This is a genomic window from Luteibacter sp. 22Crub2.1 (assembly GCF_900167995.1).
GTDB classification, from domain to species: Bacteria; Pseudomonadota; Gammaproteobacteria; order Xanthomonadales; family Rhodanobacteraceae; genus Luteibacter; species Luteibacter mycovicinus.
On sequence record NZ_FUYT01000005.1, the window covers coordinates 110591 to 135850 of the forward strand.

A 25260-nucleotide genomic window follows, 5' to 3' on the forward strand; every position below is an offset into this window, starting at 1 on the left:
GTTTACGCCTTGCTCACGGTAATGGCCGCGCCGTATGGGGGCAGCATGGCGGTTTCGGAATGCGCGGCTTCGATCCAGACGGCGCCGGCAGGCACCGCCGCGTCGAAAGCCACCGGCAGGACGACGTCGCCGATGCGCGCGTTGGCGCCATCGGTGAGACCGAGCTTGCCGGCCTCTTCCGCACCGATGCGGATGGCGGCGGGACGGTTCAGCGGATGCGCGTTGAGCGCGCCGGCACGACGAAGCACCGCGTCGCCGCGATAGATCGGCGTGGTGGCCAGACGCGAGAGCGAGACGCCGTTGCTGCGCGAACCCAGCACCTGGCGGACGTCCGAAGCGCGTTCGGTGAACCCTTCACGCAGACCGGCGAGGTCGTCGAACTCGAAGCCCGCCACGTTGAGCATCCCGCCCAGCGCGCGCAGCACCTTCCAGCCCGGACGGGCGTCGCCCGGTGCCTTCGCACCGGCGACGACGGTCTGCGCCGTACCTTCGACGTTGACCAGGGTCGCGTCGATTTCCGGCGTCAGACCGATCGGCAGGATCACGTCCGCCGAGTCCTTCAGGGCGTCGCTGGCGTAAGCCGCGAAGGCCACGACCGTCTGCGCCGAATGCATCGCCCGCTGCGCGAGTGCGCCATCGGCGAAATCGTGCGGCGGCTCGACGTTGTACAGGATGTAACCCTTACGGGCCTGGGCGAGCATGCCGCGCGCATCCAGACCGCCAGCGGTCGGCAGGACGCCGACCGACGACAGGCCCAGCGCGTTGGCACCGACCGGGATTTCGTTGAAGGCCGCACCGGCCGCCTGCGCGATGAAGCGAGCGATGGCACGCAGCCACGAGGCTTCCGGATGGGTGACCGCGGCGTGGCCGAAGATGACCACCGCGTTCTCGCCGAGCGCCTTGAAGGCGTCGCGGTGCGCGTCGGTCGTCTCCACGCCGTTCAGTGCGGACGCCAGCGACTCCGGCACCGAAGCGCCGTTCTCACCGGCCGCCTTGGCCAGGATCAGCAGTTCGTTCACCAGCGCGTGCGGCGCGGCGACCGATTCACCGGCCAGCGGGTAGTTGAAGTTGAAGTGGGCCGGATTGACCGCGTACACCCTGGCGCCCCTCTTCACCGCCTGACGGAGGCGATGGTTGAGGAGCGGCACTTCATGGCGCAGGTCCGAACCGACCAGCAGCGCGGCCTTGACCTTGTCGATCGAGGCGATCGGCGAGGCGAACGGCTTCGCGAACGCGTTATCCGCGAAGTCGAGCTGACGCAGGCGGTGATCGACATGGGCACTGCCCAGGCCGCGTGCCAGCCGGACGATCAGCTCGCCCTCCTCGTTCGACGTGGCGCCGTTGACCAGCACGCCGAGTTCGGCGCCGGAGATGCTCCTGAGCGCTTCGGCGGCGACAGCCAGCGCGTCGTCCCAGGTCGTCGCCGACCACTGGCCGTTGCGCTTGACCATCGGGGTCTTGACGCGGTCCGCCGCGTACAGGCCCTGATGGCTGTAACGGTCACGGTCCGAGAGCCAGCACTCGTTGATCGTCTCGTTGTCGCGCGGCACGTTGCGCAGCACTTCGCCGCGGCGCGTGTGCATCCACAGGTTGGAGCCGAGCGCATCGTGGTAGGCGATGGACGGACGCGCGATCAGCTCCCACGCGCGGGCCTGGAACTGAAACGGCTTGTTGGTCAGCGCGCCGACGGGGCAGACGTCGATGATGTTGCCCGACAGTTCGCTCTCGATGGTCTTACCGATGTACGTGCCGATCTCGAGGTTTTCACCACGGCTCATGCCACCCAGTTCGTACGTGCCGGCGATCTCGCTGGTGAAGCGGACGCAGCGCGTGCACTGGATGCAGCGGGTCATTTCGGTCGCGATCAGCGGCCCGATGTTCTCGTCGGCGACGGTGCGCTTGCGCTCGTTGTAACGTGACACCGAGCGGCCGTAGCCCAGCGAGACGTCCTGCAGTTCGCATTCGCCGCCCTGATCGCAGATCGGGCAGTCGAGCGGATGGTTGATCAGCAGGAATTCCATCACGTTGCGCTGCGACTTCAGCGCCTTGTCCGAGCGCGTGAAGACCTTCATGCCCTCACCCACCGGCGTGGCGCAGGCAGGCGCGGGTTTCGGCATCTTCTCGATTTCCACCAGGCACATGCGGCAGTTGGCGGCGATCGGGAGCTTGCGGTGGTAGCAGAAGCGCGGGATGGCGATACCGACGGCGTCGGCCGCCTGGATGATCATCGACCCCTTGGCTACCTGCACCGGAACGCCGTCGATCTCGACGTTGACGAGGTCCGGCGCGGCATTGGCTACGGGCTGCGCACTCATGCAGCGACTCCAGTGGTGACCGTGTCAGCCGGACCGTCGACGATCGAACGGCCATGCTTCACGTAGTATTCGAATTCGTGCCAGAAGTGGAACAGGAAGCCCTGCACCGGCCACGCCGCGGCTTCGCCGAAGGCGCAGATGGTGTGACCTTCGATCTGACCGGCGATCGCCTTCAGGCGATGCAGGTCGTCTTCCGTGCCCTTGCCTTCGACGATGCGCGAGAGCACGCGGTGCATCCAGCCGGTGCCTTCGCGGCACGGGGTGCACTGACCGCACGACTCCGCCATGTAGAAACGCGAGATGCGGTGGCAGGCGCGGACCATGCAGGTGGTCTCGTCCATGACGATCACGGCACCGGAGCCCAGACCCGAACCCGCCTTCTGCAGCGAGTCGTAGTCCATGGTGCATTCCATGATCTTCTCGGCCGGCAGCACCTTCATCGAGGAGCCGCCCGGGATCACCGCCTTGAGCTTGTTGCCGTTGCGCACGCCACCGGCCAGCTGCAGCAGGTCGGCGAACGACGTGCCCAGCTTGATCTCGAAGTTGCCCGGGTTGGCCACGTGGCCGGATACCGAGAAGATCTTCGGACCGCCGTTGTTCGGCTTGCCGATGTTGAGGAACCACTCCGCGCCGTTGCGCAGGATGGCCGGCACCGAGGCGTAGGTCTCGGTGTTGTTGATCGTGGTCGGGCGACCGTACAGGCCGAAGCCGGCCGGGAACGGCGGCTTGAAGCGCGGCTGGCCCTTCTTGCCTTCGAGCGATTCCATCAGCGCGGTTTCTTCGCCGCAGATGTACGCGCCGGCGCCGAGCGCGTTGAAGATGTCGACATCGATGCCGGAGCCGGCGATGTCCTTACCCAGCAGGCCAGCCGCGTAGGCTTCCTTCAGGGCTTCTTCGATGTGCTCGAACGGCTCGTGATGGAACTCGCCGCGCAGGTAGTTGTAGGCGACGGTCGAGCCGGTGCAGTAGCAGGCGATGGCCAGGCCTTCGAGCACCGCATGCGGGTTGAAGCGCAGGATGTCGCGGTCCTTGCAGGTACCCGGCTCGGATTCGTCCGAGTTGCACAGGATGTACTTCTGGCCGGGTGCCGTGCGCGGCATGAACGACCACTTCAGGCCGGTCGGGAAGCCCGCGCCACCGCGACCGCGCAGCGCGCTCTTCTTCAGTTCTTCGATCAGCGCGGCGGGATCCGGCTTCTCGGCCAGTATCTTGCGCCAGGCCTTCCAGCCATCCATCTTCTCGTAGCTTTCGAGCGCCCACGGCTTCTCGAAATGCAACGTCGTATAGACGACCTGGTGTTCCTGCGGTGCGGGTCCGACCGGACCAGTGGTGCTAGCCATTGCCCTTACCTCACTTCAGACCGTCGAGAATGGCGTCGACCGATTCGGCCGTCAGCTTCTCGTGGTAATGACCGTTGACCACCATCATCGGCGCGCCGGCACACGCGGCCAGGCATTCCTCTTCCTGCTTGAGGTAGATGCGGCCGTCGGCGGTGCTCTCGCCCGTCTTGATGCCCAGCTTCTTCTCGCACTGACGCACGATGCCTTCGGCACCGTTCAACCAGCAGGAAATGTTGGTGCAGATGGCGACGTTGTTACGACCGACGGGCGTCGTCTCGAACATCGAGTAGAAGCTCGCGACTTCGTACGCCCAGATCGGCGGCAGGTCGAGGTACTTGGCGACGGCGGTGATCAGCTCGTCGGTGAGGTAACCGACGTTCTGCTCCTGCGCCGCCATCAGCGACTGGATCAGCGCGGAACGCTTGCGATCCGGCGGGAACTTGGACACCCAGTGATCGATGTGCTGACGGGTGTGATCGTTGAGCGCGGCGAGGGGATCGACGTCCTTGACCTGCTCGAATTGACCGGTGGCTTTCATGATTCAGTTCACTCCGTCGACTTAGCGGTCGACTTCGCCGAAAACGAGATCGTAGGTGCCGATCATCGCGACGACGTCGGCGAGCATATGGCCCCTCACGATCGCGTCCATGGAGGACAGATGCGCAAAGCCGGGCGCGCGCAGATGCACGCGGAAGGGCTTGTTGGCACCGTCGGACACGAGATAGCAGCCGAATTCGCCCTTCGGCGCTTCGACGGCGGCATAGGTTTCACCGGCCGGCACACCATAGCCCTCGGTGAAGAGCTTGAAGTGGTGAATCAGCGCTTCCATGTCGTTTTTCATCTCTTCACGACTGGGCGGAGCGACCTTGTAGTTCTGCACCATCACCGGGCCCGGGTTGGCCTTCAGCCACGCCACGCACTGCTTGATGATGGCGTTCGACTGGCGCATCTCCTCGACGCGGACCAGGTAGCGGTCGTAGCAATCGCCGTTGACCCCGACGGGGATGTCGAAGTCCATGTCCGCGTACGCGGCATACGGCTGCTTTTTGCGCAGATCCCAGGCGATGCCCGAACCGCGCAGCATGGCGCCGGTCATGCCCCAGGCCTGGGCCTTCTCGGGCGGAATCACACCGATGCCGACCGTACGCTGCTTCCAGATACGGTTGTTGGTCAGCAGCGACTCGTATTCGTCGACGCGCGCCGGGAAGTCGTTGGTGAACTCGGTGAGGTAGTCGAGCATCGAGCCTTCGCGCCAGGCATTGAGGCGCTTGAGGTCGCCGCCCTTGTGCCACGGCGACTCGCGATACTTCGACATCTGCTCCGGCAGGTCGCGATAGACGCCACCCGGACGGTAATACGTGGCGTGCATGCGCGCGCCCGACACCGCCTCGTATACGTCCATCAGCTCTTCGCGCTCACGGAACGCGTAGAGGAAGACGGCCATGGCGCCGAGATCGAGCGCGTTCGAACCCACCCACATGAGGTGGTTGAGGATGCGGGTGATCTCGTCGAACATCGTGCGGATGTACTGCGCGCGAACCGGCGCCTCGATACCCAGGAGGTTCTCGATGGCGCGCACGTAGGCGTGCTCGTTGCACATCATCGACACGTAGTCGAGGCGGTCCATGTAACCGATGGACTGGTTGAACGGCTTGGACTCGGCGAGCTTCTCGGTGCCACGGTGCAGCAGGCCGATGTGCGGATCGGCGCGGACGATCGTCTCGCCGTCCATCTCCAGCACCAGGCGCAGCACGCCGTGCGCAGCGGGATGCTGCGGGCCGAAGTTCATCGTGTAATTGCGAATTTCTTCCACGGCTTAATTCTCCCGCCAGTGATCGGCGGATTCCGCCCTGGCCTGATCGAGATCGGCGTCATTACGGATCGTGCGCGGAACGAGCACGCGCGGTTCGATCGAGACCGGTTCGTAGACGACACGCTTCTGTTCGGGGTCGTAGCGAACCTCGACGTTGCCGATGAGCGGGAAGTCCTTGCGGAACGGATGGCCGACGAAGCCGTAATCGGTGAGGATGCGGCGCAGATCGGGGTGGCCATCGAAGATGATGCCGAACAGATCGAACGTCTCACGCTCGAACCAGTCCGCGCCAGGGAAGATCGGCGTGATGGACGGAACGACCGGGAACGCGTCGTCTTCGCAGAACGCGCGCAGGCGAATGCGCTGGTTCAGCTCGATCGACAGCAGGTGGATGATCGCGGCGTAGCGGCGCGGCTGCTCGACGTTGCGCGGACGCTCCGCCCACGTGAAGCGGCCTGCGCCCTGCCCTTCGACGCCGCGCGAGAAGCTTTCGCCGTGCGCGGTGTCGGTGTCCCACTCGGTCTGGCCGTAGCTGAGGTAGTCGATACCGCAGACGTCGATGACGATCGTGAAGCGGAAGCCGGCTTCGTCGCGCAGCGCGGTGGCGACGGCGGTCAGGTCGCGCGGAGACACCTCGGCGGTGACCTCGTTGCGCTCGACCTTCACCGTCAGCATGTCACCGAAACGCGCGGCGAGCCGTTCGACCAGCGAGGTCTCGTTAGTAACGCTCATGTTCGAAGCCCTGTTCAGCGCGCGATCGTGTGGGTGCGGCGGATCTTCTTCTGCAACTGCAGGATGCCGTGGATCAGCGCTTCGGCCGTCGGCGGGCAACCCGGCACGTAGATGTCGACCGGCACGATGCGATCGCAGCCACGAACGACCGAATACGAATAGTGGTAGTAGCCGCCGCCATTGGCGCAGGAGCCCATCGAGATGACCCACTTCGGCTCGGGCATCTGGTCGTAGACCTTGCGCAGCGCGGGGGCCATCTTGTTGACCAGCGTACCGGCGACGATCATCACGTCGGACTGGCGCGGGCTGGGACGGAAGACGACGCCGAAGCGATCGAGATCGAGGCGCGCGGCACCCGCGTGCATCATCTCGACGGCGCAGCAGGCCAGACCGAAGGTCATCGGCCACATGGAACCGGTGCGGGCCCAGTTCATCAGCGCATCGATGCTGGTCACGCCGAAACCGCGGTTGACGACCGGTGCGTCACCGTTGGGGCGCAGGATGTCGTCGACGAGGTTGAGCGGCGCCGGGTTGTGCATCACCCGGTCGATGGTGGTCATCACTCCCATTCGAGTGCTCCCTTCTTCCAGACGTAAGCAAAGCCGACGACAAGCAGCGCGAGGAACAGCGCCATCTCGACCAGGGCGATCAGGCCGATCTTGTCGAACACCACCGCCCACGGGAACAGGAAGGCGATTTCGAGATCGAAAATGATGAAGAGGATGGCGATGAGGTAGTAGCGCACGTCGAACTTCATGCGCGCATCTTCAAAGGCCTCGAAGCCGCACTCGTAGGGCGAGAGCTTCTCCGCGTCGGGACGGCGGGGACCGGCAAGCATGCCGAGCGCCATCAGGACGATACCTAGGCCAACGGCCACGGCAATGAACAACAGGACGGGCCAATATTGGGCAAGCACGATGCTGCGTACCTCCGCGCCTCACTGGGCGCATCAGTGACCGTCGGCGGGGACGAGCGGTCCGGCTAGGGTCGCCGGAGTTTTTTTCGGATCGATCCAAATGGATCGATCCGAGCCGACGCGACGGGCGCGCCAACGACTCCGGATATCCACAATCTCACGTTGGGGAACCGAACTATTGTACCAGTGCGTGCAGGTATACCTACAAGCCTTAATGCGGGAAAAACATCACCGCGTGAGGCAAAAACCTCACCCCATGCATGCAATCGCAGCGTTTTGCGGCGGGAAGACCTCGGAAGGGCGCCGGATGCGCCCTCCTCTCACATGGTCTGGGTCGGACGCTCGGAGGCGAGGCTACCGGCGAGAAGGGCCTCGATACGCTGACGGGCGGCTTCGCTCTCAGACGATTCGTTGAACTGGATGCCGACGCCGGCCGTACGATTGCCCTGCGCGCCGACGGGGGTGATCCAGACGACCTTGCCCGCGACCGAAAGGCGCTCGTTTTCGTCGATCAGGGTGACCAGCAGGGCCACTTCGTCGCCCAGGCTGTAGCGCTGCGCCGTGGGCGCGAACAGGCCGCCGGTCTTGAGGAACGGCATGTAGGCGACGTAGAGCGCGTTCACATCCTTGATCTTCAGCGAAAGGATGCCCTGACGCGGCGAGGAGACGTTGGCGTTCATGCAAGCGGTTTCCCTGTAATAACGGCCATCCTAGCTAGCCGATGGGCCGGGCCACAAGCCCGACCGGCTCCGGATCCTGGCATGCCCAGCCATAGTGGTCGTAGATCCAGGGCGTGGACAGGTCGGCGGTGAGCTTCACGAAAGCCGGACCCGGCGCATCGCGCAGCCGCAGTAGCCAGCCGTCACCCGAGGATTCCAGCGGCGCCTCGCGCCACGGCCACGCGACGACACCCTGCCCGTCCGCCAGCACGACGCGCAACCGGCGGCGCGCCAGCACGCCCGGCCGCCACGGCAGGAGCAGGGATCCGACGCCGGGCGCCGCGGCGGGCCGGTCGAAGCGCTCGGGCCGCGACGCCACGCCGAGCATGCGTTCGCGACTGAGCGCCATCTGAGTGTGGTGCTCGAGCACGGCGGCCAGCTTGGTGGCCTGCCGCTCGGCATCGAGGTCGGGCACCCACAGGTCGTCGGGCGAACTGCGCTCCGTGCCGTGCACCATATAAGTGAGTACGTCCGCCATCGAACCGGCAGCCGACAGCGCCAGCCGGGCAAGAACGTGGGCGGAACCGTGATCCGGGTGGGTATCGCCCAGATCGGGAATCACCACCAGGGTCGGCCGGACCCGCTCGATCACCCGCCGGACGGCGGTCACGGCGGCGGTATGCCGCCGCCTGAGCTCATCGGTCACCTGCATGTCATGCCAGCCCAGCGCATGCAACTGGTCGGGCGGTACACCCAGGCGCCCCAGGGCCCCGGCCACTTCGAGACGACGTCGCGCACCCCAGCGGGCACGCGCCGGTGCATCGATGATCACGCGCCGCTCGACCCAGCGCTGCGGCCAGGGGTTGTCGTCGCCATCGGTCAGCAGGAGCACGTCGGCCCGCCCGCCCATGGCCAGGGTGCGCTGGATCAGCATGCCCGCGGCGAGCGACTCATCGTCGGGGTGAGGCGCAACCACCAGAAGCCGGGTGGCGCCGTCGATGACGGGGTCACGATACAAAGGGTCTTTCCTCACACAAGTGACGGGCACGACCATTAGGACCGAATGGCCGGTAAGGCCGCGTCAACGCCAGGCGGCAAGCAGTTCGAGAAGAATGAGGTCGACACGCAGCGGACCGCGCAGGGCGTCGCGGGCCCGGTTGACCCGCCCGTACCAGTGGTCCAGTGCCTCGTCGTCGAGCTGACTCTCGAGCGGCGCGGGCTTTCCGGCCGTACGCGCACGCAGCTCGTCGGTCACCGCCTGCGCGGCGAACCAGAGATAGCGCGCCGGCTGCGCGGCCTGCCAACGCTTGATGACCTCCATGGCGTCGCCTCGGCCCGCGGCAAGCGCCTTCAGATCGTTGCGTACCTCGGAGCGCTGTTTGAGCGCACCGTCGGCGGACCACTCGCGCGCCATGCCGGGGTTACCGCCGGCCGCCTCGAGCGCGGCCGGCGCGTCGGAGACGCCTTCGGCGCGTAGCCAGGCCAGCGACACCTCGCGCGAGGGAACCAGGAAATCGATGCGCTGGCAGCGGCTGCGGATCGTCGCCGGAAGCCGCGCGGGATCGTCGGCCACCAGGATCAGCAGCGTTGCCGGCGTGGGTTCTTCCAGCGTCTTCAGCAGGGCGTTGGCGGCGGCGGCGTTCATCGCGTCGGCCGGATCGACCGTGGCGATCTGCCAGCCGCCGAACTGACTCGACATGGCCAGCCGGGCTGACAGGTCGCGAATCTGGTCGACCACGATCTCGCTTCGGGTGACCCCGTCCTTGCGCAGGCCGAACGTCAGCGTGACGACATCCGGATGGGTGCCGGCAGCCACCAGGTGGCAGCTGCGGCAGATACCGCAAGGTACGCCATCGACCGGTTGCTGACAGAGCAGGCCCTTGACGAATGCCGCCAGAAAATCGCGCTTGCCCAGCCCCGCGGGCCCGGCCAGCAGCAGCGCGTGCGGCAGCGCATCCCGCTCGCGGCGGGCCTGCAGGCGAGCCCAGGCGTCCTCGTGCCAGGGGCGCGACGTCACGCGGTCACCGCCACGATGACGTTCATGGCCCGGATCCGGCTGCGCTGGAGTGTCGTCACTGGCATCGCTTCAACTGGTAGCAGGCCACGGCCCGGTTATGTTCTTCGAGGGACGACGAGAAGACGTGGCTGCCGTCGCCTTTAGCGACGAAATACAGCTCCTTGCCGTCCGCCGGATGCACCGCCGCCAGGATCGCCGCGCGGCCTGGCAGCGCGATCGGCGTCGGCGGCAGACCCGTCCGCGTGTACGTATTGTAGGGGGTGTCGGTCGTGAGGTCGCTCTTGTGGATGCTGCCGGCGTACGACGCGCCCATGCCATAGATCACCGTCGGATCCGTCTGCAGCAGCATCCGGCCTTCGAGACGACGCACGAAGACGCCTGCGATTCGCGGACGCTCATCCGCCCTGCCCGTTTCCTTCTCGACGATCGAGGCGAGGATCAGCGCCTCGTAGGCGCTGGCCAGCGGGAGATCTTTCGCGCGACCGGCCCAGGCGGCATCGAGCGTCTTGCCCATCGCCACATACGCTCGCTTGAGGATGCTCGACTCCTTGTCGCCTTTCACGTAGGCATAGGTCTCGGGGAGGAAGCGCCCTTCCGGGTTGTCGCCCTCCGGGGCGCCGATCAGGCGCATGATCGCCGCATCGTCGAGGTCCGCGGTGTCGTGGGTCAGCGTCGGCACCGCCGCGAGCGTGCGACGCAGGTCGGCAAAACTCCAGCCATCCACGATGGTCAGGTTGCGCTGCAGGACACGGCCATTGGCCATGTCGCCGATGAGGTCGCGCGGCGTCATCCCGGGACGCAGGGCGAACTCGCCCGCGTGCAGGCGGCCCGACGCGTGCATCTCCATGGAGAGCACGCGCCAGTATAACGAGGGCGCCGAGGTCGCATGGCGGTCGCGCAGGTCACGCACGATGTCCCTGAATGACGCACCGCGTGCTACATCGATACTCTGCCCGGCGGCGGGAATCGCCAGCGGGGTACGGGCGAAACGCGCCCAGTCGAACCAGAGCCAGGACCCGGCGGCGATCGCCGCGACCAGCACCACCAGCAAAATGACACGCCAGAGGGCGATGCCGCGCACTTTCATCGATCGGAATCCTTAAAGCCTACAGGCAACGGCAGGCCCAGACGTCCCCAGTGCGCCTGCAGCGCACGCGTGACGGGACCGGGCTGCCACGACCGGGTCGCGAAGACCCGAACGGGAAGCATGCCCCGAACGGCCGACGTGAGGAAGACCTCGTCGGCTTCGGCAAGGCGCGAGGGGCTGATCGGAGCCACCTCGACGTTGCGAATGGCGAGCACTTCGGCACGCGCCACACCGGCGACGCCGCAGCGATCCACCGGCGGCGTCACCAGTCGCCCATCGAAGACGGCGAACACGTTGGCGGCGGTGGCACAGATGACGTCGCCGCGATCGTCGAGCATCAGACCCTCGGTCCAGGTCGCATCGGACCATTCGGCACGGGCCAGCACCTGCTCCAGACGATTGAGATGCTTCATCCCGGCCAGCAGAGGCTGCGTGGCGAGGTGGGTGTCGCAAAGACGGACGGAAACACCCTCCGCGTAGGCGCCGGCATCCAGCGACAGCGGAGCGACCTGCACGACCATGCGTGGCCGTTGCGGCTGTGGCGGCGCATACCCGCGCATGCCATCGCCACGGCTGAGCGTGACGCGGACCACCGCATCGCTCAGATCCGTGGCAAGGCGCTCCACTTCAGCGAGGATCGCATCCACGTCCGGCACGGGCATGCGCAGGCGCGTGCAACCATCGCGCAGCCGGGCCACGTGCCGCGGCCACAGCGGGACGCGCCCGTCGACCATGCGTAATGTTTCAAACACCCCGTCGCCGTACGTGAAACCGCGGTCGGCCGCCGGGATACGGTCGCCATCGACGAAGTCCACGGAAACGCGTGCGCTCATCCGGCGCCGAACACGCGCAGCAAGCCGCGGGCCTTGGCCCGCGTCTCGTCGAGTTCCTTCTCCGGCACGGAGTCGGTCACGATGCCCGCGCCCGCGCGGAACGAAACCTCGGTCCCTTCGACGGTCAGGGTACGGATCAGGATGTTGAGATCCATGTCGCCCTGGTCATCCAGATAGCCCAGCGCGCCCGTGTACGCACCACGCGGCTCCTGCTCCAGTGCGCCGATGATCTCCATGCAGCGAACCTTCGGACAACCGGTGATCGTTCCGCCAGGAAACGTCGCCGCGATGATCTGTCCGGGCGTGATCCCCTCGCGTGCGCGACCCGACACGTTGCTGACGATGTGATGTACGTGGGCGTAGCTCTCCACCACCATCAGCTCGTCGACGCGGACGCTGCCCGGCACGCACACACGGCCGAGATCGTTGCGCTCGAGGTCGATCAGCATGACGTGCTCGGCACGCTCCTTCGGATGCGAGGTGAGTTCGCGAATCTTCTCCACGTCGTCATCGCCGGCGACACGCGGTCGCGTACCGGCGATCGGCCGCGTCTGCAGCACGCCGCCGCGCGATTCGACAAGGCGCTCGGGCGACGAACTGACGATGGCCCAGCCGGGTTGCTGCAGCAGCCCGGCGAACGGCGCGGGATTGGCCTCGCGCAGCGCGAGCATCAGGCTGGCCGGTAACGGTGCCTGGGCGAAACGCGCAGACCAGCGCCGTGAAAGATTCACCTGAAAAACGTCGCCCGCACGCAGGTGCTCGTGGATACGCGTGACGCCTTCGAGGAAACGTCGTGGCTCGTCTTCGTCGACGGCGAGCGGTGTCGCCAGCGCCATCGACGGGGCGTCGAGCGCGAGATCGTTCTCGAGACGATCGAGCCACTCCGGAGCACTTTCTTCCGCGACGAGAACGGTGCGCCGTTCGACGTGATCGACCACCGCGGCGGCTGGCGCACGCAAGGCGATGGCCACCGGTGCCGCACCGTTCGATGCCGGCAGATGCAGGCCCGGCTCGATCTGCCCCACCAGTTCGTATGCCAGGTACACGACCCAGCCGCCGTGAAACGGCAGGCCGTCATCGACACGCGGCCTGCGACGTCGCGACCACGCCGCATCGAGCGCGTCGAGAAAGCTTCCCTCGATGACATCGCCGCGTGCATCGCGAACGACACCGTCCGCGTACAGCGTGAGGGATTCGGTGCCCGCGGCAAACAGGATGTCGAAACGCGATTGCGGCGTTCCGGTGACGGCACTGGCCAGCAACGCCGGATAGCGCGCCGGATACGACGCGGCCGGCGCGAGGAGATCGCGCCGGCCGGCCAGGGTTCGCGTGACGAAAGCCAACGCGTCAGACGCGACGGAAGACGAGCGTACCGTTGGTTCCGCCGAAGCCGAACGAGTTCGATACGACGACGTCGATGTCGGCCTTCTCCGCTTTGTTCGGCACCAGATCCATGCCGAGCGCGGCGACTTCCGGATCCACGTTCTCGAGGTTCATCGTCGGCGGCATGATGCCGTCGCGAATCGCCATGATCGAGAAGATGGCTTCGACACCACCCGCGGCACCCAGCAGATGACCGGTGACGGACTTGGTCGAGCTGACCGAGAACGCGCCCTGCTTCGTGGCGTGTTCGCCGAACACGTTGCGGATGGCCCTGGCTTCGCCCAGATCGCCCACCGGCGTGGAGGTACCGTGCGCGTTGACGTAGCGCACGTTTTCGGCGGTCAGGCCGGCGTCGTGCAGTGCGTTGCGCATGGCCAGTTCCGCACCGTCGCCGCTCGGCGCGGTGATGTGGTACGCGTCGCCGCTCATACCGAAGCCGACGAGCTCGGCCAGGATGGTGGCACCGCGCGCCCTGGCGTGCTCGTATTCCTCGAGCATCAGCATGCCGGCGCCATTGGACAGCAGGAAGCCGTCGCGACCGGTGTCCCAAGGACGGCTGGCGTGCGCCGGGTCGTCGTTGCGCGTGGACATGGCCTTGGCCGAGCAGAAACCCGCCATCGCCGTCGGCGTCGTGGCGAATTCCGCACCGCCGGCGATCATCGCATCGGCATCGCCGTACTGGATCAGACGCATGGCCATGCCGATGTTGTGCGCGGCCGTGGTGCATGCCGACACGAGCGCGATGTTCGGGCCCTTGAGGCCGTGGTAGATCGACAGGTTGCCGGCCACCATGTTGATGATGGAGCTGGGCACGTAGAACGGCGACACCTTACGGGGCCCCTTCTCGTGAAGCTCGAGCGCCGTGCCTTCGATGGTGTGCAGACCACCGATACCGGCGCCTGCCGCGACACCGATACGGCCCGCGTTTTCGTCGGTCACCACGAGGCCCGACTGGCGGAACGCATGCGTGCCGGCGACGATGCCGTAGTGGATGAACGGATCCATCCGCTTGAAATCCTTGGCGACCGAACGACGCTCGTCGTCCGGCGTGTCGGTACCGACGAAGAAGGCGTCGACAGGATCGAACCCCTTGACCTCGCCCGCGATACGGGTGCTATAGGCGCTGGCGTCGAATTCACTCACCGGACCGATGCCGGTATTGCCTTCGACCACATTCTTCCAGGCGGTGGCGACATCGTTGCCGACCGGCGAGATGATGCCCATACCGGTCACTACCACACGTCGTTTACTCATGCGTTCTCATCCTCAACTGTTCCCGCGCAAACCATACGCGGGCGCAGGTTGCGTTTGCCGCAAACGAAAACTGCGCCGTAAGGCGCAGCTTCCATGTCGCTCGGAGATCGACGGGAGGCGACGCCTCCGATCGACAACCAGCCGGTAGATGTGGATCAGGCCTTGACGTGGGCCTTGACGTAATCGACCGCCTGCTGAACCGTGGTGATCTTCTCAGCTTCTTCGTCCGGGATCTCGCACTCGAACTCTTCTTCGAGGGCCATCACGAGCTCAACGGTGTCGAGCGAATCGGCGCCGAGATCGTCCACGAACGAAGCGTTGGTGGTGACTTCGTCTTCCTTAACGCCCAGCTGTTCAACGACGATTTTCTTGACGCGCTCTTCGATGGTGCTCATGTTGCCTTTACCTCCCGAGGGAAAAATCCGGCGGCATTGTAGTGGCTAAGGACCAGGCCCGCCAACACACCGCCGCCACGTGAATAACGTCCGACGTTTCTGAGCCGGACGCGAAAAAGAGATTGTCTCTCAAAAACGGGCCGGTGGCGACTGCCGTCGGCCCTGCCCCATCAGGGCATGTACATGCCGCCGTTGACGTGGAGCGTCTCGCCGGTGATGTATTTCGCCGCGGGCGAGGCCAGGAAGGCCACGGCTTCGGCGATATCCTCCGATTCACCCAGGTGCCCCAGGGCGATGCCGGCCAGCAGCGCCGTGCGCTGCTCCTCCGGCAGGGCGCGGGTCATGTCGGTGTCGATGAAGCCCGGCGCCACCACGTTGACCGTGATGCCACGTGAGCCGATCTCGCGGGCCAGCGACTTGGAGAACGCGATGATACCGGCCTTGGCGGCCGCGTAATTGGCCTGACCGGGGTTGCCGGTGACGCCCACGACCGAGGCGATGCTGATGATGCGACCCTTGCGTGCCTTCATCATGCCGCGCATGACGGCCTTGGACGTACGGAACACCGAGGTCAGATTGGTCTCGATGATCGCGCTCCAGTCGTCTTCCTTCATGCGCATGAGCAGCTGGTCGCGCGTTATGCCGGCGTTATTCACCAGGATGGAAACAGCACCGGTCTCCCTGGCGATCGCGTCGATCAGCGCCTCGATCGCGGCAGGGTCCGTGACGTTGAGCACGCGGCCGTGGCCGCCGTGCGGCGCGAGGCGCTCGCTGATGGCCTGCGCACCGGCCTCGCTGGTGGCCGTACCGAAAACGGTCGCGCCGAGCGCGGCGAGCCGATCGGCGATCGCCGCGCCGATACCGCGACTGGCGCCGGTGACGAGGGCGACTTCACCCTTCAGGGACTGGGTCATGGAATGCGTGTCCTGTCGTACTTAAGAAAGAAGAAGGGCCGGATCAGGCCTGTACGGCCGTCAGGGCGGCATCGAGGTCGGCAGGCGCGCCGATGGGCTTCGCCTCCACCGACTTGTCGATACGCTTGATAAGACCCGCCAGAACCTTGCCCGGACCGCACTCGAGCGCCTGAGTCACCCCGGCGGCGGCCAGCGCCTGGACACATTCGGTCCAGCGTACCGGCAGGTAGAGCTGGCGCATCAGCGCCCCACGAATGTCCTCGACCGAGGTGTGCGCCGCGGCGTCGGCGTTCTGAATCACCGGAATGGACGGCATCGACCACTCGATGGCGGCCATCTTTTCGCCGAGGCGATCGGCGGCATCGCGCATCAGCATGCAATGCGACGGCACGGAAACGGCCAGTTTCACCGCCTTCTTCACGCCGAGCTCGGCAAGACGCGCCAGAGCGCGGTCCACCGCCTCGGCGTGACCCGCGATCACCAGCTGGCCCGGCGAGTTGAAGTTGGCCGGAGCGACGACCTGCCCCTGGGCCACTTCTGCACAGACCTCGGCGATCTGGGCGTCGTCGCCACCGATGATCGCAGCCATGGCGCCCACGCCAGCCGGCACGGCGGCCTGCATCAGGCGGCCACGCTCGGCGACCAGCCCGGCGGCATCCTTCAGGGACAAGGCGCCCGCGGCGACCAGCGCGCTGTACTCGCCGAGGCTATGGCCGGAGAGGAAGGCCGGCATGACACCGCCCTGCTTCACCCAGACACGCCAGACGGCAACGCTGCCGGCCAGGAGCGCCGGCTGCGTGTTCTCGGTGCTGTTGAGCTTTTCTTCCGGGCCGTTCTGGCTGATGTCCCACAGATCGACACCGGCGCCCGCGGAAGCTTCGTCAAAGGTGGCACGGACTTCGGGATGCGCGGCGGCGAGGTCGGCAAGCATGCCGACGGACTGCGAACCCTGGCCAGGGAAAACGAAGGCGAGCGAGGCGCTGGATGAGGTCATTCGAGACGATTCCGGGACTTCAAACCGCGAATGGTGCAGCAACCCGGAGGCGATTGCACCATTCGCAGGCGTGTGGTGGCGTCGGAATCAGCCGTTACCGCGTCACCGATCAATACCTCAGAAGCGCGGACGCCCAGGTAAACCCGCCGCCGAACGCCTCGAGCAGCAGATTCTGCCCGCGCTTCACCTTGCCCGACCGGACGGCGTAATCGAGCGCCAGCGGCACCGAACCCGACGAGGTGTTGGCGTGCTTGTCGACCGTGACGATCACGCGGTCCATCGACATGTTCAGCCGCTTGGCCGTTGCCTCGATGATCCGCAGGTTGGCCTGGTGAGGGATCAGCCAGTCGACCTGGTCCTCGGTCATGCCCGCATCGGCGAGCGTTTCACCGACCAGCGCGTCGAGCGTCTTCACCGCGACCTTGAACACCTCGCGGCCAAGCATGGTGATCTTCACCCCATGGTTGGGCGCGTCGGTGAAGCCGACGGAAACACCGACCGGGTTGAACAGCAGATGCTTGAATCCACCGTCGGCGCGCATGCGCGTCGTGTAGATGCCCGGCTCGTCGGACGCATCGAGAACGACCGCGCCGGCGCCGTCACCGAAGAGAACGCAACTCTCGCGCTCGGTCCAGTCGACCATGCGCGTCAGCGTCTCGGCACCGATCACCAGCGCGCGCTTCGACTGTCCGCTGCGAATGAACGCATTGGCCACGCCCAGGGCGTAAACGAAGCCCGAGCAGGCCGCATTGACGTCGAACGCGGCACAGCCGTTGGCACCCAGCCGGTGCTGAACCAGACAGGCGGTGGACGGAAAGATGAGATCCGGCGTCGTCGTACCGACGACAATCAGGTCGATGTCACTGGCCTTGACGCCAGCCGCCTCGAGCGCACGCTGCGCGGCAAGGAAGGCGAGATCGCTGGTGGTTTCGCCGTCCGCGGCGATGTGGCGCTCGGTGATACCCGTGCGCGTGCGAATCCATTCGTCACTGGTGTCGACGATCTTTTCGAGGTCGGCGTTGGTGACCACCCTGTCGGGAAGTGCGCTGCCGGTGCCTATGATGCGGGCGTATTTCAGAACCGTATCCCCATCGTGATGGTGTTTCGGAAACGCAAAACGGCGCGTTGCCGCGCCGCCTGCGTTCTGATCATCCCTGGCGGGACGGATCAGTCTTCGACTTCAACCGCGCCGCGGGTGTCGATGACCTTCTTACCACGGTAGAAGCCGTCCTTGGTCACGTGGTGACGCAGGTGGACTTCGCCGCTCGTCGGGTCGGTCGACAGCTGAACGGTGGTCAGCGCATCGTGCGAACGACGCATGCCGCGGGTGGACGGGGTCTTGCGGCTCTTGGCAACGGCCATGGCGAATCTCCAGCGAAATTACTTAATGAGTCCGCGGAGTGCCGCGAACGGGTTTTCGGTCTTTTCCGGCAAGGGCTCTTCTTCCTCACCGGCTCCAAGCATGTCGTCGGGCAACTCATAGTCCGGATTGACCGGGACCAGGGGCAGCACCAACAGCAGTTCATCTTCGATCGTCGCGATGGGATTGAGCTTGCCGTCGTCTTCGACCAGCAAAGCCTCGTAACCCGGCGGAAGCCCGGCTTCCTCACTCTCACGCACGATCAGTCCGAGACGCGTATCGACTTCGACCGGCAGCACGAACGGCTCGAGCGATCGCTGACAGATGAGTGTCAACGGTGCTGTCGCACGGACGGCTACGTACTTCGTGCCGAAGTCGTCGGTGCCGAAGTCCAGTTCGTAGGTCACGTCACCCTCGGTGGACGCGATGACTTCTCCGAGACGGGTGAAAACCGACACGGGAAGCTGACCCTGAAACGAACGCCGCGCACGAACTTCGCGCCAAGCGTCCACGGACGATGGCAAAGTCACGGACATAATCGGGAAATGGTAGGCATCAACACCCTTGAAGTCAACCGGTTAGGCGGTCGAATGTGGGAGACAGGGCGGTTTTGCGCAGTCGCGGGGCTTTCGTGCAGACTGCCATGCCTGGTTCCCGATTGCCGCCACCAGCCCCCAGGAAGGAAGAGGTCGCGTGTTTTCCGTTGCATATTATGCACTTGCCACCGTCTTTGCGCTAGCGGTCGGGCTCTCCGTATGGGTGCTCCGCCACCAGCGGACGCGCCGACGCCACGGCGCCCTGCAGAGCCTGATGGACAACGCCGACCGGCTGGAGGCGGATCTGAAGGATTGCCGGGATCGCCTTCAGCGCGCCCATGCGGTGATGTCGGTCAGCCCCGACCAGCCCGCGGCAGGCGAGATCGAGGCTCAGCAGGCCGTGGACTCCGGACTGCGCGCCCTGCTCCAGCAGCGGCTGTGGATCCGCGACCGTGGGCCTGACGCCAGCCAGCGCGAGCTCGATGAGGCGGTGGATGCCCTGATCCGCGCCCGCCAGCAGCTGGAGCCTCGCCTGCGTGCCCTCGATGACGCTCAGACCGCACTCGACACGGCCGTGCGCGAACACATTCACAAGGAATTCTGACGTGCCCTCCCCGATGGTCGTCCTCGCATCGACCTCCCACTACCGTGCCGGCCTGCTGCGGCGCCTGCTCGATGACTTCGGGCAAGTTTCGCCCGGTACGGATGAAGCAGCCCTTCCCGGCGAAGCCCCCGCCTCCCGCGCAGCCCGCCTGGCGGAAGCGAAAGCGCGCGCGGTCGCCGCCCTTCGCCCCGGCAGCGTCGTGATCGGTTCCGATCAGGTCGCCGATCTCGACGGCACCGTGCTGGACAAGCCCGGCACCGTCCATCAGGCCCACCGACAGCTCGTCGCGAGCTCGGGCCATGACGTGGTCTTTCACACGGCCGTCTGCGTCATCGATTCGCACGGCGACGCACTGACCCACGTCGACGAAACCCGGGTGACGTTCCGAACCCTCACCCAGGCGGACATCGAACGCTACGTGGAACGCGAGCGGCCACTCGACTGCGCGGGGAGCTTCAAGTGCGAAGGACTGGGTATCGCCCTGTTCGAGCGCATCGTCAACGAAGACCCTACGGCGCTGGTCGGTCTGCCACTGATCGCGACGTCACGCCTGCTGCGCGCCGCGGGCGTCGAACTCCCCTGAGCCCTCAGCCGCCGGCGCGCGCGGCAGCGGTCCAAACCCGGCAGGCGTCGGGGTCCGCGACACCCGGCTCCGACGTCGGCGGCGCCGGCCCGGCACGATACAAGGCAAAACGACGCCGCTTGTCGAACAGGTCAAGACGAGTCACCGACTCACCCAGCGCCACACGCGAACACACCGATCCCAGCCAGTCGCGCCGCTCACGCTCACGCAGCGCGGTTTCGTCGACCACGAGCAGCAACCGCGAGCCCTCATGCAGGGACAGTCCTCTTTCATCCAGACCCCAGTCGGCGAGCTGTCTTGCGCGACCATGCTTCGTGTTCAGCGGACTGTCGAGCGCATAGATCTCGCGCCCGCCGCCGAGTGCGAAACGCAGTTCCGCCGCCAGCATGAAGTTGTCGGCCACCACGACCAGGGATGGGTCCGCGCGCAATACCCTCGCGACCGCGGCCGAGGACTCCCGCCAGCCCGTGAAATTCGCCGGAAACGCCTTGGCTCCCGAAAGCATGCGGGCGCCCGACGGCGACGCGGCAAGACCGAGATAGGCCAGCCCGATGACCAGCCCCAGCGCCGCGAGCGCAAATCCACCGCGCGCCGCCCTGCGCCATCCGCTCGCGGCATCCTCGAGCAGTAACGGCAGTGCGGCGCACAGCAGCGTGTAAGCGGGCAGCGGCCAGTGCGCACGAAAGCGCACGTCGTCCGCGAACAGGCCAAGCACGAAGTAAGCAAGGACGAACGTGCCCGCGATAGCCGCGACGACGTCGAAGGGCGCCTCCGCGCGACGGCGCCAGCTTCGCCACAGCGCCCAGAGCATCACCACCCATGCGACGGGTGTGCAGGCCACGGCCTGCTCCAGCGGTTGCACCAGCGCATCCGCATGAAACTGCCAGGGATTCCGGTCGACCAGCTGAAACGCCACACCGGCGCCGCGCGACGCCATGTTGTAGAGCACGATGGGCACGAGACCGATCGACGTCAGAGCCAGCGCAAGCCAGATGCCGGGACGCCGCCACTGCGCCCTGCCGCGCGCGGTGGCGACCAGAAACACGAGGCCGCCGAGCATCGGCATGGCGGCGCGATAGTGGGTCATCCAGGCGATCGCCAGCGCCACGCCGAGCAGCGTCCAGTCGCGATAGAGATTTTTCTCAAGTGCAGCGATCAAACCTTGCGAGGCAAGCACGATGGCGAAGGTCAGCGGTACATCGGGCAACGCCAGCACACCCAGCGATCCGACCAGCGGAAGGCTCAGGGCGAAGGTCGCCGCCTGCCAGCGCGCGATCTCACCACCGTAGCGTCCTGCGATCGCGCCTACCTGCCACGGGATACAGGCGCCGATCAGCAGAAATGGCAGGCGCATCGACAGAAGGCCGTGACCGAAGCACGCCTCCGATACCGCGATCAGCCACGCCGTGAGGGGCGGAAGGTCGCTGTAGCCCCATGCGGGCGCGAGGCTCTCCTGCCAGTAGAACGCTTCGTCACCGAAGGGCGACAAGGTGCATGCGATGAAAAGCTTGCCCAGCAGCGCCAGCGCGAAGAGGACGAGAAACGTGCCTCGCCAGGATCGCGCGCGCGCCGCTACACTCGAACGATCTCGCATCGACATGGCCAGGACGGGGAGCTCACGCATCGATCATGTCCGCAACGAATCCACTCAACGATGAAATGCTGCGCCATCGACTCGACGGCGCCCTCGCACAGGTCAACGGCGTACTTCTGGGCAAGCCACGACAGGTCAAGCTGGCGTTTGCCTGCCTGATCGCCGGAGGACACCTGCTACTCGAAGACGTGCCGGGTGTCGGCAAGACCACGCTTGCGCATGCGCTGGCAGCCACCTTCGACCTCGAGTTCCAGCGCATCCAGTTCACCAGTGACCTGCTGCCTTCGGACATTATCGGGGTCAGCGTGTACGAGCGCGAGACCGGCGAATTCCGTTTCCATCCCGGCCCGATCTTCACCAGCCTCCTGCTGGCGGACGAGATCAACCGCGCCACGCCGAAATCGCAGAGCGCCCTGCTCGAGGCCATGGCCGAGGGACAGGTCACCGTGGACGGTGTGACGCACGAACTGCCTCGCCCCTTCTTCGTCGTCGCGACGCAGAATCCGCTGGATCTCGCCGGCACGTTCCCTCTGCCTGATTCGCAGCTGGATCGCTTCATGCTGCGCCTGAGCCTCGACTATCCCGACCCCGCCGCCGAACGCGCACTGCTGATCGGCGAGGACCGCCGCGACATGATGGCCTCGCTCAGTCCGCGCCTCGACATCGCGGCGATCGACCAGTTGCATGCGGCATCCCAGGCGGTGAAGGTCACCGGGACCCTGCTCGACTATCTGCAGGCCCTGCTCACGGCCAGCCGTAAACACAACGAGGTGCGGGTCGGCCTGTCGCCCCGCGCCGGACTCGCCCTGCTTGCGGCATCGCGCGCATGGGCGTTGCTGAGCGGACGTGACTACGTCATTCCCGAGGACGTCCAGACCGTGTTCGTCCCCACCGCCGCGCACCGACTGGTGCCCGGACGGGGAAGCCAGCGCGAGGTCATTGCCCGGGCGATTCTCGCCGAGACCGCGGTGCCCTGATGCCCGACGCGGTGCAGCGACTCACCGCCTGGGCGGAGCGACGGCTGCCGTCACTCACCCGCATGCGCCAGCGCGAGCCGATGCCCATCGTGCTGCACCGGCGGCGCATCTATATCGTGCCGACGGGTTTCGGCCTGGGGTTTACCGTGCTGCTGGCCGTCATGCTGATCGGCGCACTGAACTACGCCAATAACGCCGCCCTGCTCCTCACCTGTCTGGTCGGTTCGGTGAGTGCCGGCAGCATGCTGGTGGCGTTTCGCGTGCTCAACGGCATCACCGTGGGCGGTCTGCGGATGGGCACGGCGCGCGCCGGCGAGAACGTTCGTGTCTTCCTCGATATCGGGGCATCGCAGCGCGAGCGCATGGCTGTGCGCCTCGATGTCGAAGGCAGGGAGCACGTGGTGGTCGTTCCGGCAGGCGGAGCGGCGACGGTGGAGTTCGACCTGCCCACCGAGTTCCGCGGCTGGCTGCCGCTGCCGCGCATGCGACTGCACAGCCGCTGGCCTCTGGGCATGTTCCGTGTCTGGAGCTGGCTCAATCCCGATCGGGCCGTGCTCGTGTATCCGCGCTCCGAAGGCATGGGTCCGACACCTTTCGAACCGCAGGGCGATGCCGACCGCGGGCGCCCCCGTCCCGGCGACGAACTCGCTTCGCTGCGCGAATATCGTGCGGGCGATCCGCGCCGGCTGATCGCCTGGAAACTGAGTGCCCGGCACCACTCCCTGCTGGTCAAGGATCTGGAACAGCCCGCGCCACAGGAAGACTGGCGACTGGACTGGGACAGCATGCACGGACTCGACGACGAGTCGCGGATCTCCCGACTGGCCCGCTGGGTGGACGAGGCTCGCGAATCCGGCCGTCGCTGGAGCCTTCGCCTGCCGGACGGATATTTCGACGTGGCACAGGGCGACGAGCATTACCACCGCTGCATGACCGCCCTGGCGCTGCGCCCATGACCGGCTTCCGCCCTTCGCTGCGTGCACGCCCGTCGGATGAGCCCCGCCTCGCGCCCCGATCGTTCGACCTGCTCTGCCTCACCATGGCGTTCGTCGTCGGCGTCCACGCGCCGCACCTGCCCTGGTGGCTGACGGCTGGCCTCGCTGTGGTTTTGGTGGCCCGCTGGCAGCAACGTCGCCGAGGCGGTCGTCATCCACCGGTCTGGATCAAGGTCCCGCTGATCGGACTGCTGCTCGCGCTCATCGTTTCGACCTACGGCACCCTGTTCGGACGCGAGCCCGGCAGCGCGTTCGCGGTGGGCCTGCTGGTGCTCAAACTGATGGAGAGCGAGCGATTGCGCGACGCGCGCGTCGGCGTGGCTTTCGCCGCGTTCGCACTGATGAGCGCATTGCTGTTCGACCAGAGCATCGTCGCGACGCTGATCGTCGCCCTGGGCATCGTGCCCGCCGTGATGACCCTGCGCTCGGTGGAGGAAGTGGAGCCCGCACGCATGCGCCTGCGCGTCGAGGTCATGCCGGTGCTTCTGGCTCTGGTCGTGTCGATCCCCCTCGCCCTGTTCGCCTTCCTGTTCATTCCCCGGCTGAGTTCACCCCTCTGGGGAGCGCCGACGATGGACCGCGCCACGACCGGACTGTCGGACCGCATGGCACCCGGCGACATGGCCGAGGTGCTTACCGACGACACACCCGCGATGCGCGTCAGCTTCGATGGGCCCGTCCCGATTGCCAGCTCGCGTTACTTCCGCGCCTTCACGATGACGCGCTTCGACGGTCAGGCATGGAGTCCGGGGTTCCTCCGCCGCGATGACAGCGTTCTCGAGGGATCGGCGCGGTTCCACTATCGGGTCACGCTGGAGCCGACGCGCGAGCGGGTGCTGCCCATGCTCGACATGCCCGTGACCGCGCCCACCGATGCGAGCATGCGTAGCGATCGGACCGCGCTCGCGAATCAGCGACTCGACAAGACCTATACGTACGACGCGACGGCGACCGGCGAATACCGTCTCGATGCGACACTGGACCCGCAGACCCGTCGCGCCAACCTGCAGCTTCCGGCGAACGTCGGGCCACGTGCGCGGGCGCAGGCGGCCGCGTGGGTCGCGCAATTCGGCGGCAACCCCACCGCGATCGCCCAGGCCGCCCTGGCGATGTTTCATGACGGCGGCTTCCGCTACACGCTGGCCGCCGCGCCACTGGGACGCGACCGCATCGACGACTTCCTGTTCGGCACCCGCGAGGGTTACTGCGAGCACTATTCGTCGACCTTCACCTTTCTGATGCGCGCAGCGGGCATCCCCGCGCGCGTGGTCACCGGCTATCAGGGCGGCTACTGGAATGCGCTCGGACACTACCTCCTGATTCGTCGGGCCGACGCACACGCGTGGACGGAACTCTGGCTCGAAGGACGCGGCTGGGTTCGCTTCGATCCAACCGGCGCCGTACGCCCCGAACGCGTCACGCTGGGTGCCGCGGCCGCCGCCGCGGGCGACGGCGGCGACAGTTTCTTCAATGCGGCGTGGTGGCGAAGCGCGCGAGATCGCTGGGATGTGGTCAACCAATGGTGGAACCAGGCCGTTAACGGATTCGACTCGCTCCGTCAGCAGGGCCTGCTGCAGCCGTTCGGCATCCGCCGGGCGGAAGTCGGCGACCTGGCGATCGTCCTCGCCATCGGTTGCGCCCTGCTGGTCGTGGTCGCCCTGGGATGGGCGCTCTTTCAACGACGTGAAGGCGATGAGTTGGATGTGTGGATGCGTCGGCTACAGAGGAAACTCGAAAAGGCCGGCGTGACACGACGGGCAGGCGAAGGACCGAAGCATTTCATGGCTCGCGCGGCCCGCGCGCTGCCCGACCATCGAAATGCATTGGAAAGGTTGAGCGAGGTCTACTTGCGGTCGCGTTATGCCAATGACGAACCGCCGCCTGAATCAGTAAGTGAATTCAGTCGTGCGGTGAAGGAATTAAGGCCGCGCCGCGTGGTCAAATAGGTCATGGCGCCGA

At 66.2% G+C, this 25260-nt stretch carries 26 protein-coding genes; 5 read left to right on the forward strand and 21 right to left on the reverse strand.

The window, feature by feature from the left end:
* Window positions 1–2: 2 nt before the first annotated feature.
* The 20 genes from nuoG to B5X73_RS06355 form a co-directional block, all read right to left on the reverse strand.
* The gene (nuoG, locus tag B5X73_RS06260; protein ID WP_079520987.1) at window positions 3–2315 is read right to left on the reverse strand and encodes an NADH-quinone oxidoreductase subunit NuoG; all 2313 of its coding nucleotides are present in this window, start codon (window positions 2313–2315) and stop codon (window positions 3–5) included.
* Window positions 2312–3655, reverse strand: a complete 1344-nt coding sequence (nuoF, locus tag B5X73_RS06265; RefSeq protein ID WP_036112206.1) for an NADH-quinone oxidoreductase subunit NuoF — start codon at window positions 3653–3655, stop codon at window positions 2312–2314. The genes nuoG and nuoF overlap by 4 nt, the downstream gene beginning before the upstream one ends.
* Before the next feature lie 10 nt (window positions 3656–3665).
* Complete coding sequence (nuoE, locus tag B5X73_RS06270) at window positions 3666–4193, reverse strand: NADH-quinone oxidoreductase subunit NuoE (protein ID WP_079520988.1); 528 nt, start codon at window positions 4191–4193, stop codon at window positions 3666–3668.
* A 21-nt stretch (window positions 4194–4214) separates the two neighbouring features.
* Window positions 4215–5444, reverse strand: coding sequence for an NADH-quinone oxidoreductase subunit D (locus B5X73_RS06275; protein WP_239709167.1), 1230 nt, complete (start codon window positions 5442–5444; stop codon window positions 4215–4217).
* A gap of 27 nt (window positions 5445–5471) precedes the next feature.
* Window positions 5472–6200 carry an NADH-quinone oxidoreductase subunit C gene (locus B5X73_RS06280; RefSeq protein ID WP_079520989.1) on the reverse strand — a complete coding sequence of 243 codons (729 nt, stop codon included), beginning with the start codon at window positions 6198–6200 and terminating at the stop codon, window positions 5472–5474.
* 14 nt (window positions 6201–6214) lie between these two features.
* Entirely contained in the window at window positions 6215–6769 is a 555-nt protein-coding gene (locus B5X73_RS06285; RefSeq protein ID WP_036112197.1) for a NuoB/complex I 20 kDa subunit family protein, read from the reverse strand.
* Window positions 6760–7116 (reverse strand): NADH-quinone oxidoreductase subunit A, encoded by a 357-nt coding sequence (locus tag B5X73_RS06290; protein ID WP_036112196.1) that lies wholly within the window; start codon window positions 7114–7116, stop codon window positions 6760–6762. The genes B5X73_RS06285 and B5X73_RS06290 overlap by 10 nt, the downstream gene beginning before the upstream one ends.
* Before the next feature lie 320 nt (window positions 7117–7436).
* A complete protein-coding gene (locus B5X73_RS06295; protein ID WP_036112194.1) occupies window positions 7437–7796 on the reverse strand; it encodes a PilZ domain-containing protein in 360 nt (119 codons plus the stop codon).
* A 34-nt stretch (window positions 7797–7830) separates the two neighbouring features.
* On the reverse strand, window positions 7831–8793 hold the full coding sequence (locus B5X73_RS06300) for a PIG-L deacetylase family protein (protein WP_176167749.1): 963 nt from the start codon (window positions 8791–8793) through the stop codon (window positions 7831–7833).
* Between the two features lie 63 nt (window positions 8794–8856).
* On the reverse strand, window positions 8857–9792 hold the full coding sequence (holB, locus tag B5X73_RS06305; RefSeq protein WP_079520991.1) for a DNA polymerase III subunit delta': 936 nt from the start codon (window positions 9790–9792) through the stop codon (window positions 8857–8859).
* Between the two features lie 55 nt (window positions 9793–9847).
* Entirely contained in the window at window positions 9848–10879 is a 1032-nt protein-coding gene (mltG, locus tag B5X73_RS06310) for an endolytic transglycosylase MltG (protein ID WP_079520992.1), read from the reverse strand.
* Entirely contained in the window at window positions 10876–11712 is an 837-nt protein-coding gene (pabC, locus tag B5X73_RS06315) for an aminodeoxychorismate lyase (RefSeq protein WP_079520993.1), read from the reverse strand. The genes mltG and pabC overlap by 4 nt, the downstream gene beginning before the upstream one ends.
* A complete protein-coding gene (locus tag B5X73_RS06320) occupies window positions 11709–13034 on the reverse strand; it encodes an aminodeoxychorismate synthase component I (protein ID WP_079521121.1) in 1326 nt (441 codons plus the stop codon). Before B5X73_RS06320 ends, pabC begins: the two co-directional genes overlap by 4 nt.
* 25 nt (window positions 13035–13059) lie before the next feature.
* On the reverse strand, window positions 13060–14349 hold the full coding sequence (gene fabF / locus B5X73_RS06325) for a beta-ketoacyl-ACP synthase II (protein WP_079520994.1): 1290 nt from the start codon (window positions 14347–14349) through the stop codon (window positions 13060–13062).
* 155 nt (window positions 14350–14504) lie between these two features.
* A complete protein-coding gene (gene acpP / locus B5X73_RS06330; RefSeq protein ID WP_029213434.1) occupies window positions 14505–14744 on the reverse strand; it encodes an acyl carrier protein in 240 nt (79 codons plus the stop codon).
* A gap of 170 nt (window positions 14745–14914) precedes the next feature.
* Entirely contained in the window at window positions 14915–15658 is a 744-nt protein-coding gene (gene fabG, locus B5X73_RS06335) for a 3-oxoacyl-ACP reductase FabG (RefSeq protein WP_079520995.1), read from the reverse strand.
* A 43-nt stretch (window positions 15659–15701) separates the two neighbouring features.
* Window positions 15702–16652, reverse strand: coding sequence for an ACP S-malonyltransferase (gene fabD, locus B5X73_RS06340; protein ID WP_079520996.1), 951 nt, complete (start codon window positions 16650–16652; stop codon window positions 15702–15704).
* A gap of 109 nt (window positions 16653–16761) precedes the next feature.
* Window positions 16762–17730 carry a beta-ketoacyl-ACP synthase III gene (locus tag B5X73_RS06345; protein ID WP_036112171.1) on the reverse strand — a complete coding sequence of 323 codons (969 nt, stop codon included), beginning with the start codon at window positions 17728–17730 and terminating at the stop codon, window positions 16762–16764.
* 89 nt (window positions 17731–17819) lie between these two features.
* A complete protein-coding gene (gene rpmF, locus B5X73_RS06350; RefSeq protein ID WP_036112167.1) occupies window positions 17820–18014 on the reverse strand; it encodes a 50S ribosomal protein L32 in 195 nt (64 codons plus the stop codon).
* 18 nt (window positions 18015–18032) lie between these two features.
* Entirely contained in the window at window positions 18033–18470 is a 438-nt protein-coding gene (locus B5X73_RS06355) for a YceD family protein (protein ID WP_308847004.1), read from the reverse strand.
* A 235-nt stretch (window positions 18471–18705) separates the two neighbouring features.
* Here B5X73_RS06355 and B5X73_RS06360 point away from each other — a divergent pair, with 235 nt between their 5' ends.
* Together B5X73_RS06360 and B5X73_RS06365 are read left to right on the forward strand one after the other, a co-directional pair.
* Window positions 18706–19152 (forward strand): hypothetical protein, encoded by a 447-nt coding sequence (locus B5X73_RS06360; RefSeq protein ID WP_079520997.1) that lies wholly within the window; start codon window positions 18706–18708, stop codon window positions 19150–19152.
* A gap of 13 nt (window positions 19153–19165) precedes the next feature.
* Window positions 19166–19735: a Maf family protein gene (locus B5X73_RS06365; RefSeq protein ID WP_254857252.1), complete on the forward strand. Its 570-nt coding sequence runs from the start codon at window positions 19166–19168 to the stop codon at window positions 19733–19735.
* A gap of 4 nt (window positions 19736–19739) precedes the next feature.
* Here B5X73_RS06365 and B5X73_RS06370 read toward each other — a convergent pair whose 3' ends face one another.
* The gene (locus B5X73_RS06370; protein WP_139382676.1) at window positions 19740–21359 is read right to left on the reverse strand and encodes an ArnT family glycosyltransferase; all 1620 of its coding nucleotides are present in this window, start codon (window positions 21357–21359) and stop codon (window positions 19740–19742) included.
* 5 nt (window positions 21360–21364) lie between these two features.
* Here B5X73_RS06370 and B5X73_RS06375 point away from each other — a divergent pair, with 5 nt between their 5' ends.
* Genes B5X73_RS06375 through B5X73_RS06385 form a run of 3 tightly spaced genes read left to right on the forward strand, consistent with a single transcriptional unit; the run spans window position 21365 to window position 25247 of the window.
* Window positions 21365–22306: an AAA family ATPase gene (locus B5X73_RS06375; RefSeq protein ID WP_079520999.1), complete on the forward strand. Its 942-nt coding sequence runs from the start codon at window positions 21365–21367 to the stop codon at window positions 22304–22306.
* Window positions 22306–23262: a DUF58 domain-containing protein gene (locus tag B5X73_RS06380; protein WP_079521000.1), complete on the forward strand. Its 957-nt coding sequence runs from the start codon at window positions 22306–22308 to the stop codon at window positions 23260–23262. The genes B5X73_RS06375 and B5X73_RS06380 overlap by 1 nt, the downstream gene beginning before the upstream one ends.
* The gene (locus tag B5X73_RS06385; RefSeq protein WP_079521001.1) at window positions 23259–25247 is read left to right on the forward strand and encodes a transglutaminase TgpA family protein; all 1989 of its coding nucleotides are present in this window, start codon (window positions 23259–23261) and stop codon (window positions 25245–25247) included. The genes B5X73_RS06380 and B5X73_RS06385 overlap by 4 nt, the downstream gene beginning before the upstream one ends.
* Window positions 25248–25260: the final 13 nt, after the last annotated feature.

Bases quoted from the DNA above. Each gene is read 5' to 3' on its own strand.
- nuoG (WP_079520987.1), bottom strand. From the start codon at position 2,315: ATGAGTGCGCAGCCCGTAGCCAATGCCGCGCCGGACCTCGTCAACGTC.
- nuoF (WP_036112206.1), bottom strand. From the start codon at position 3,655: ATGGCTAGCACCACTGGTCCGGTCGGACCCGCACCGCAGGAACACCAG.
- nuoE (WP_079520988.1), bottom strand. From the start codon at position 4,193: ATGAAAGCCACCGGTCAATTCGAGCAGGTCAAGGACGTCGATCCCCTC.
- B5X73_RS06275 (WP_239709167.1), bottom strand. From the start codon at position 5,444: ATGAACTTCGGCCCGCAGCATCCCGCTGCGCACGGCGTGCTGCGCCTG.
- B5X73_RS06280 (WP_079520989.1), bottom strand. From the start codon at position 6,200: ATGAGCGTTACTAACGAGACCTCGCTGGTCGAACGGCTCGCCGCGCGT.
- B5X73_RS06285 (WP_036112197.1), bottom strand. From the start codon at position 6,769: ATGGGAGTGATGACCACCATCGACCGGGTGATGCACAACCCGGCGCCG.
- B5X73_RS06295 (WP_036112194.1), bottom strand. From the start codon at position 7,796: ATGAACGCCAACGTCTCCTCGCCGCGTCAGGGCATCCTTTCGCTGAAG.
- mltG (WP_079520992.1), bottom strand. From the start codon at position 10,879: ATGAAAGTGCGCGGCATCGCCCTCTGGCGTGTCATTTTGCTGGTGGTG.
- pabC (WP_079520993.1), bottom strand. From the start codon at position 11,712: ATGAGCGCACGCGTTTCCGTGGACTTCGTCGATGGCGACCGTATCCCG.
- fabF (WP_079520994.1), bottom strand. From the start codon at position 14,349: ATGAGTAAACGACGTGTGGTAGTGACCGGTATGGGCATCATCTCGCCG.
- acpP (WP_029213434.1), bottom strand. From the start codon at position 14,744: ATGAGCACCATCGAAGAGCGCGTCAAGAAAATCGTCGTTGAACAGCTG.
- fabG (WP_079520995.1), bottom strand. From the start codon at position 15,658: ATGACCCAGTCCCTGAAGGGTGAAGTCGCCCTCGTCACCGGCGCCAGT.
- fabD (WP_079520996.1), bottom strand. From the start codon at position 16,652: ATGACCTCATCCAGCGCCTCGCTCGCCTTCGTTTTCCCTGGCCAGGGT.
- rpmF (WP_036112167.1), bottom strand. From the start codon at position 18,014: ATGGCCGTTGCCAAGAGCCGCAAGACCCCGTCCACCCGCGGCATGCGT.
- B5X73_RS06365 (WP_254857252.1), top strand. From the start codon at position 19,166: ATGGTCGTCCTCGCATCGACCTCCCACTACCGTGCCGGCCTGCTGCGG.
- B5X73_RS06370 (WP_139382676.1), bottom strand. From the start codon at position 21,359: ATGCGTGAGCTCCCCGTCCTGGCCATGTCGATGCGAGATCGTTCGAGT.
- B5X73_RS06375 (WP_079520999.1), top strand. From the start codon at position 21,365: ATGTCCGCAACGAATCCACTCAACGATGAAATGCTGCGCCATCGACTC.
- B5X73_RS06380 (WP_079521000.1), top strand. From the start codon at position 22,306: ATGCCCGACGCGGTGCAGCGACTCACCGCCTGGGCGGAGCGACGGCTG.
- B5X73_RS06385 (WP_079521001.1), top strand. From the start codon at position 23,259: ATGACCGGCTTCCGCCCTTCGCTGCGTGCACGCCCGTCGGATGAGCCC.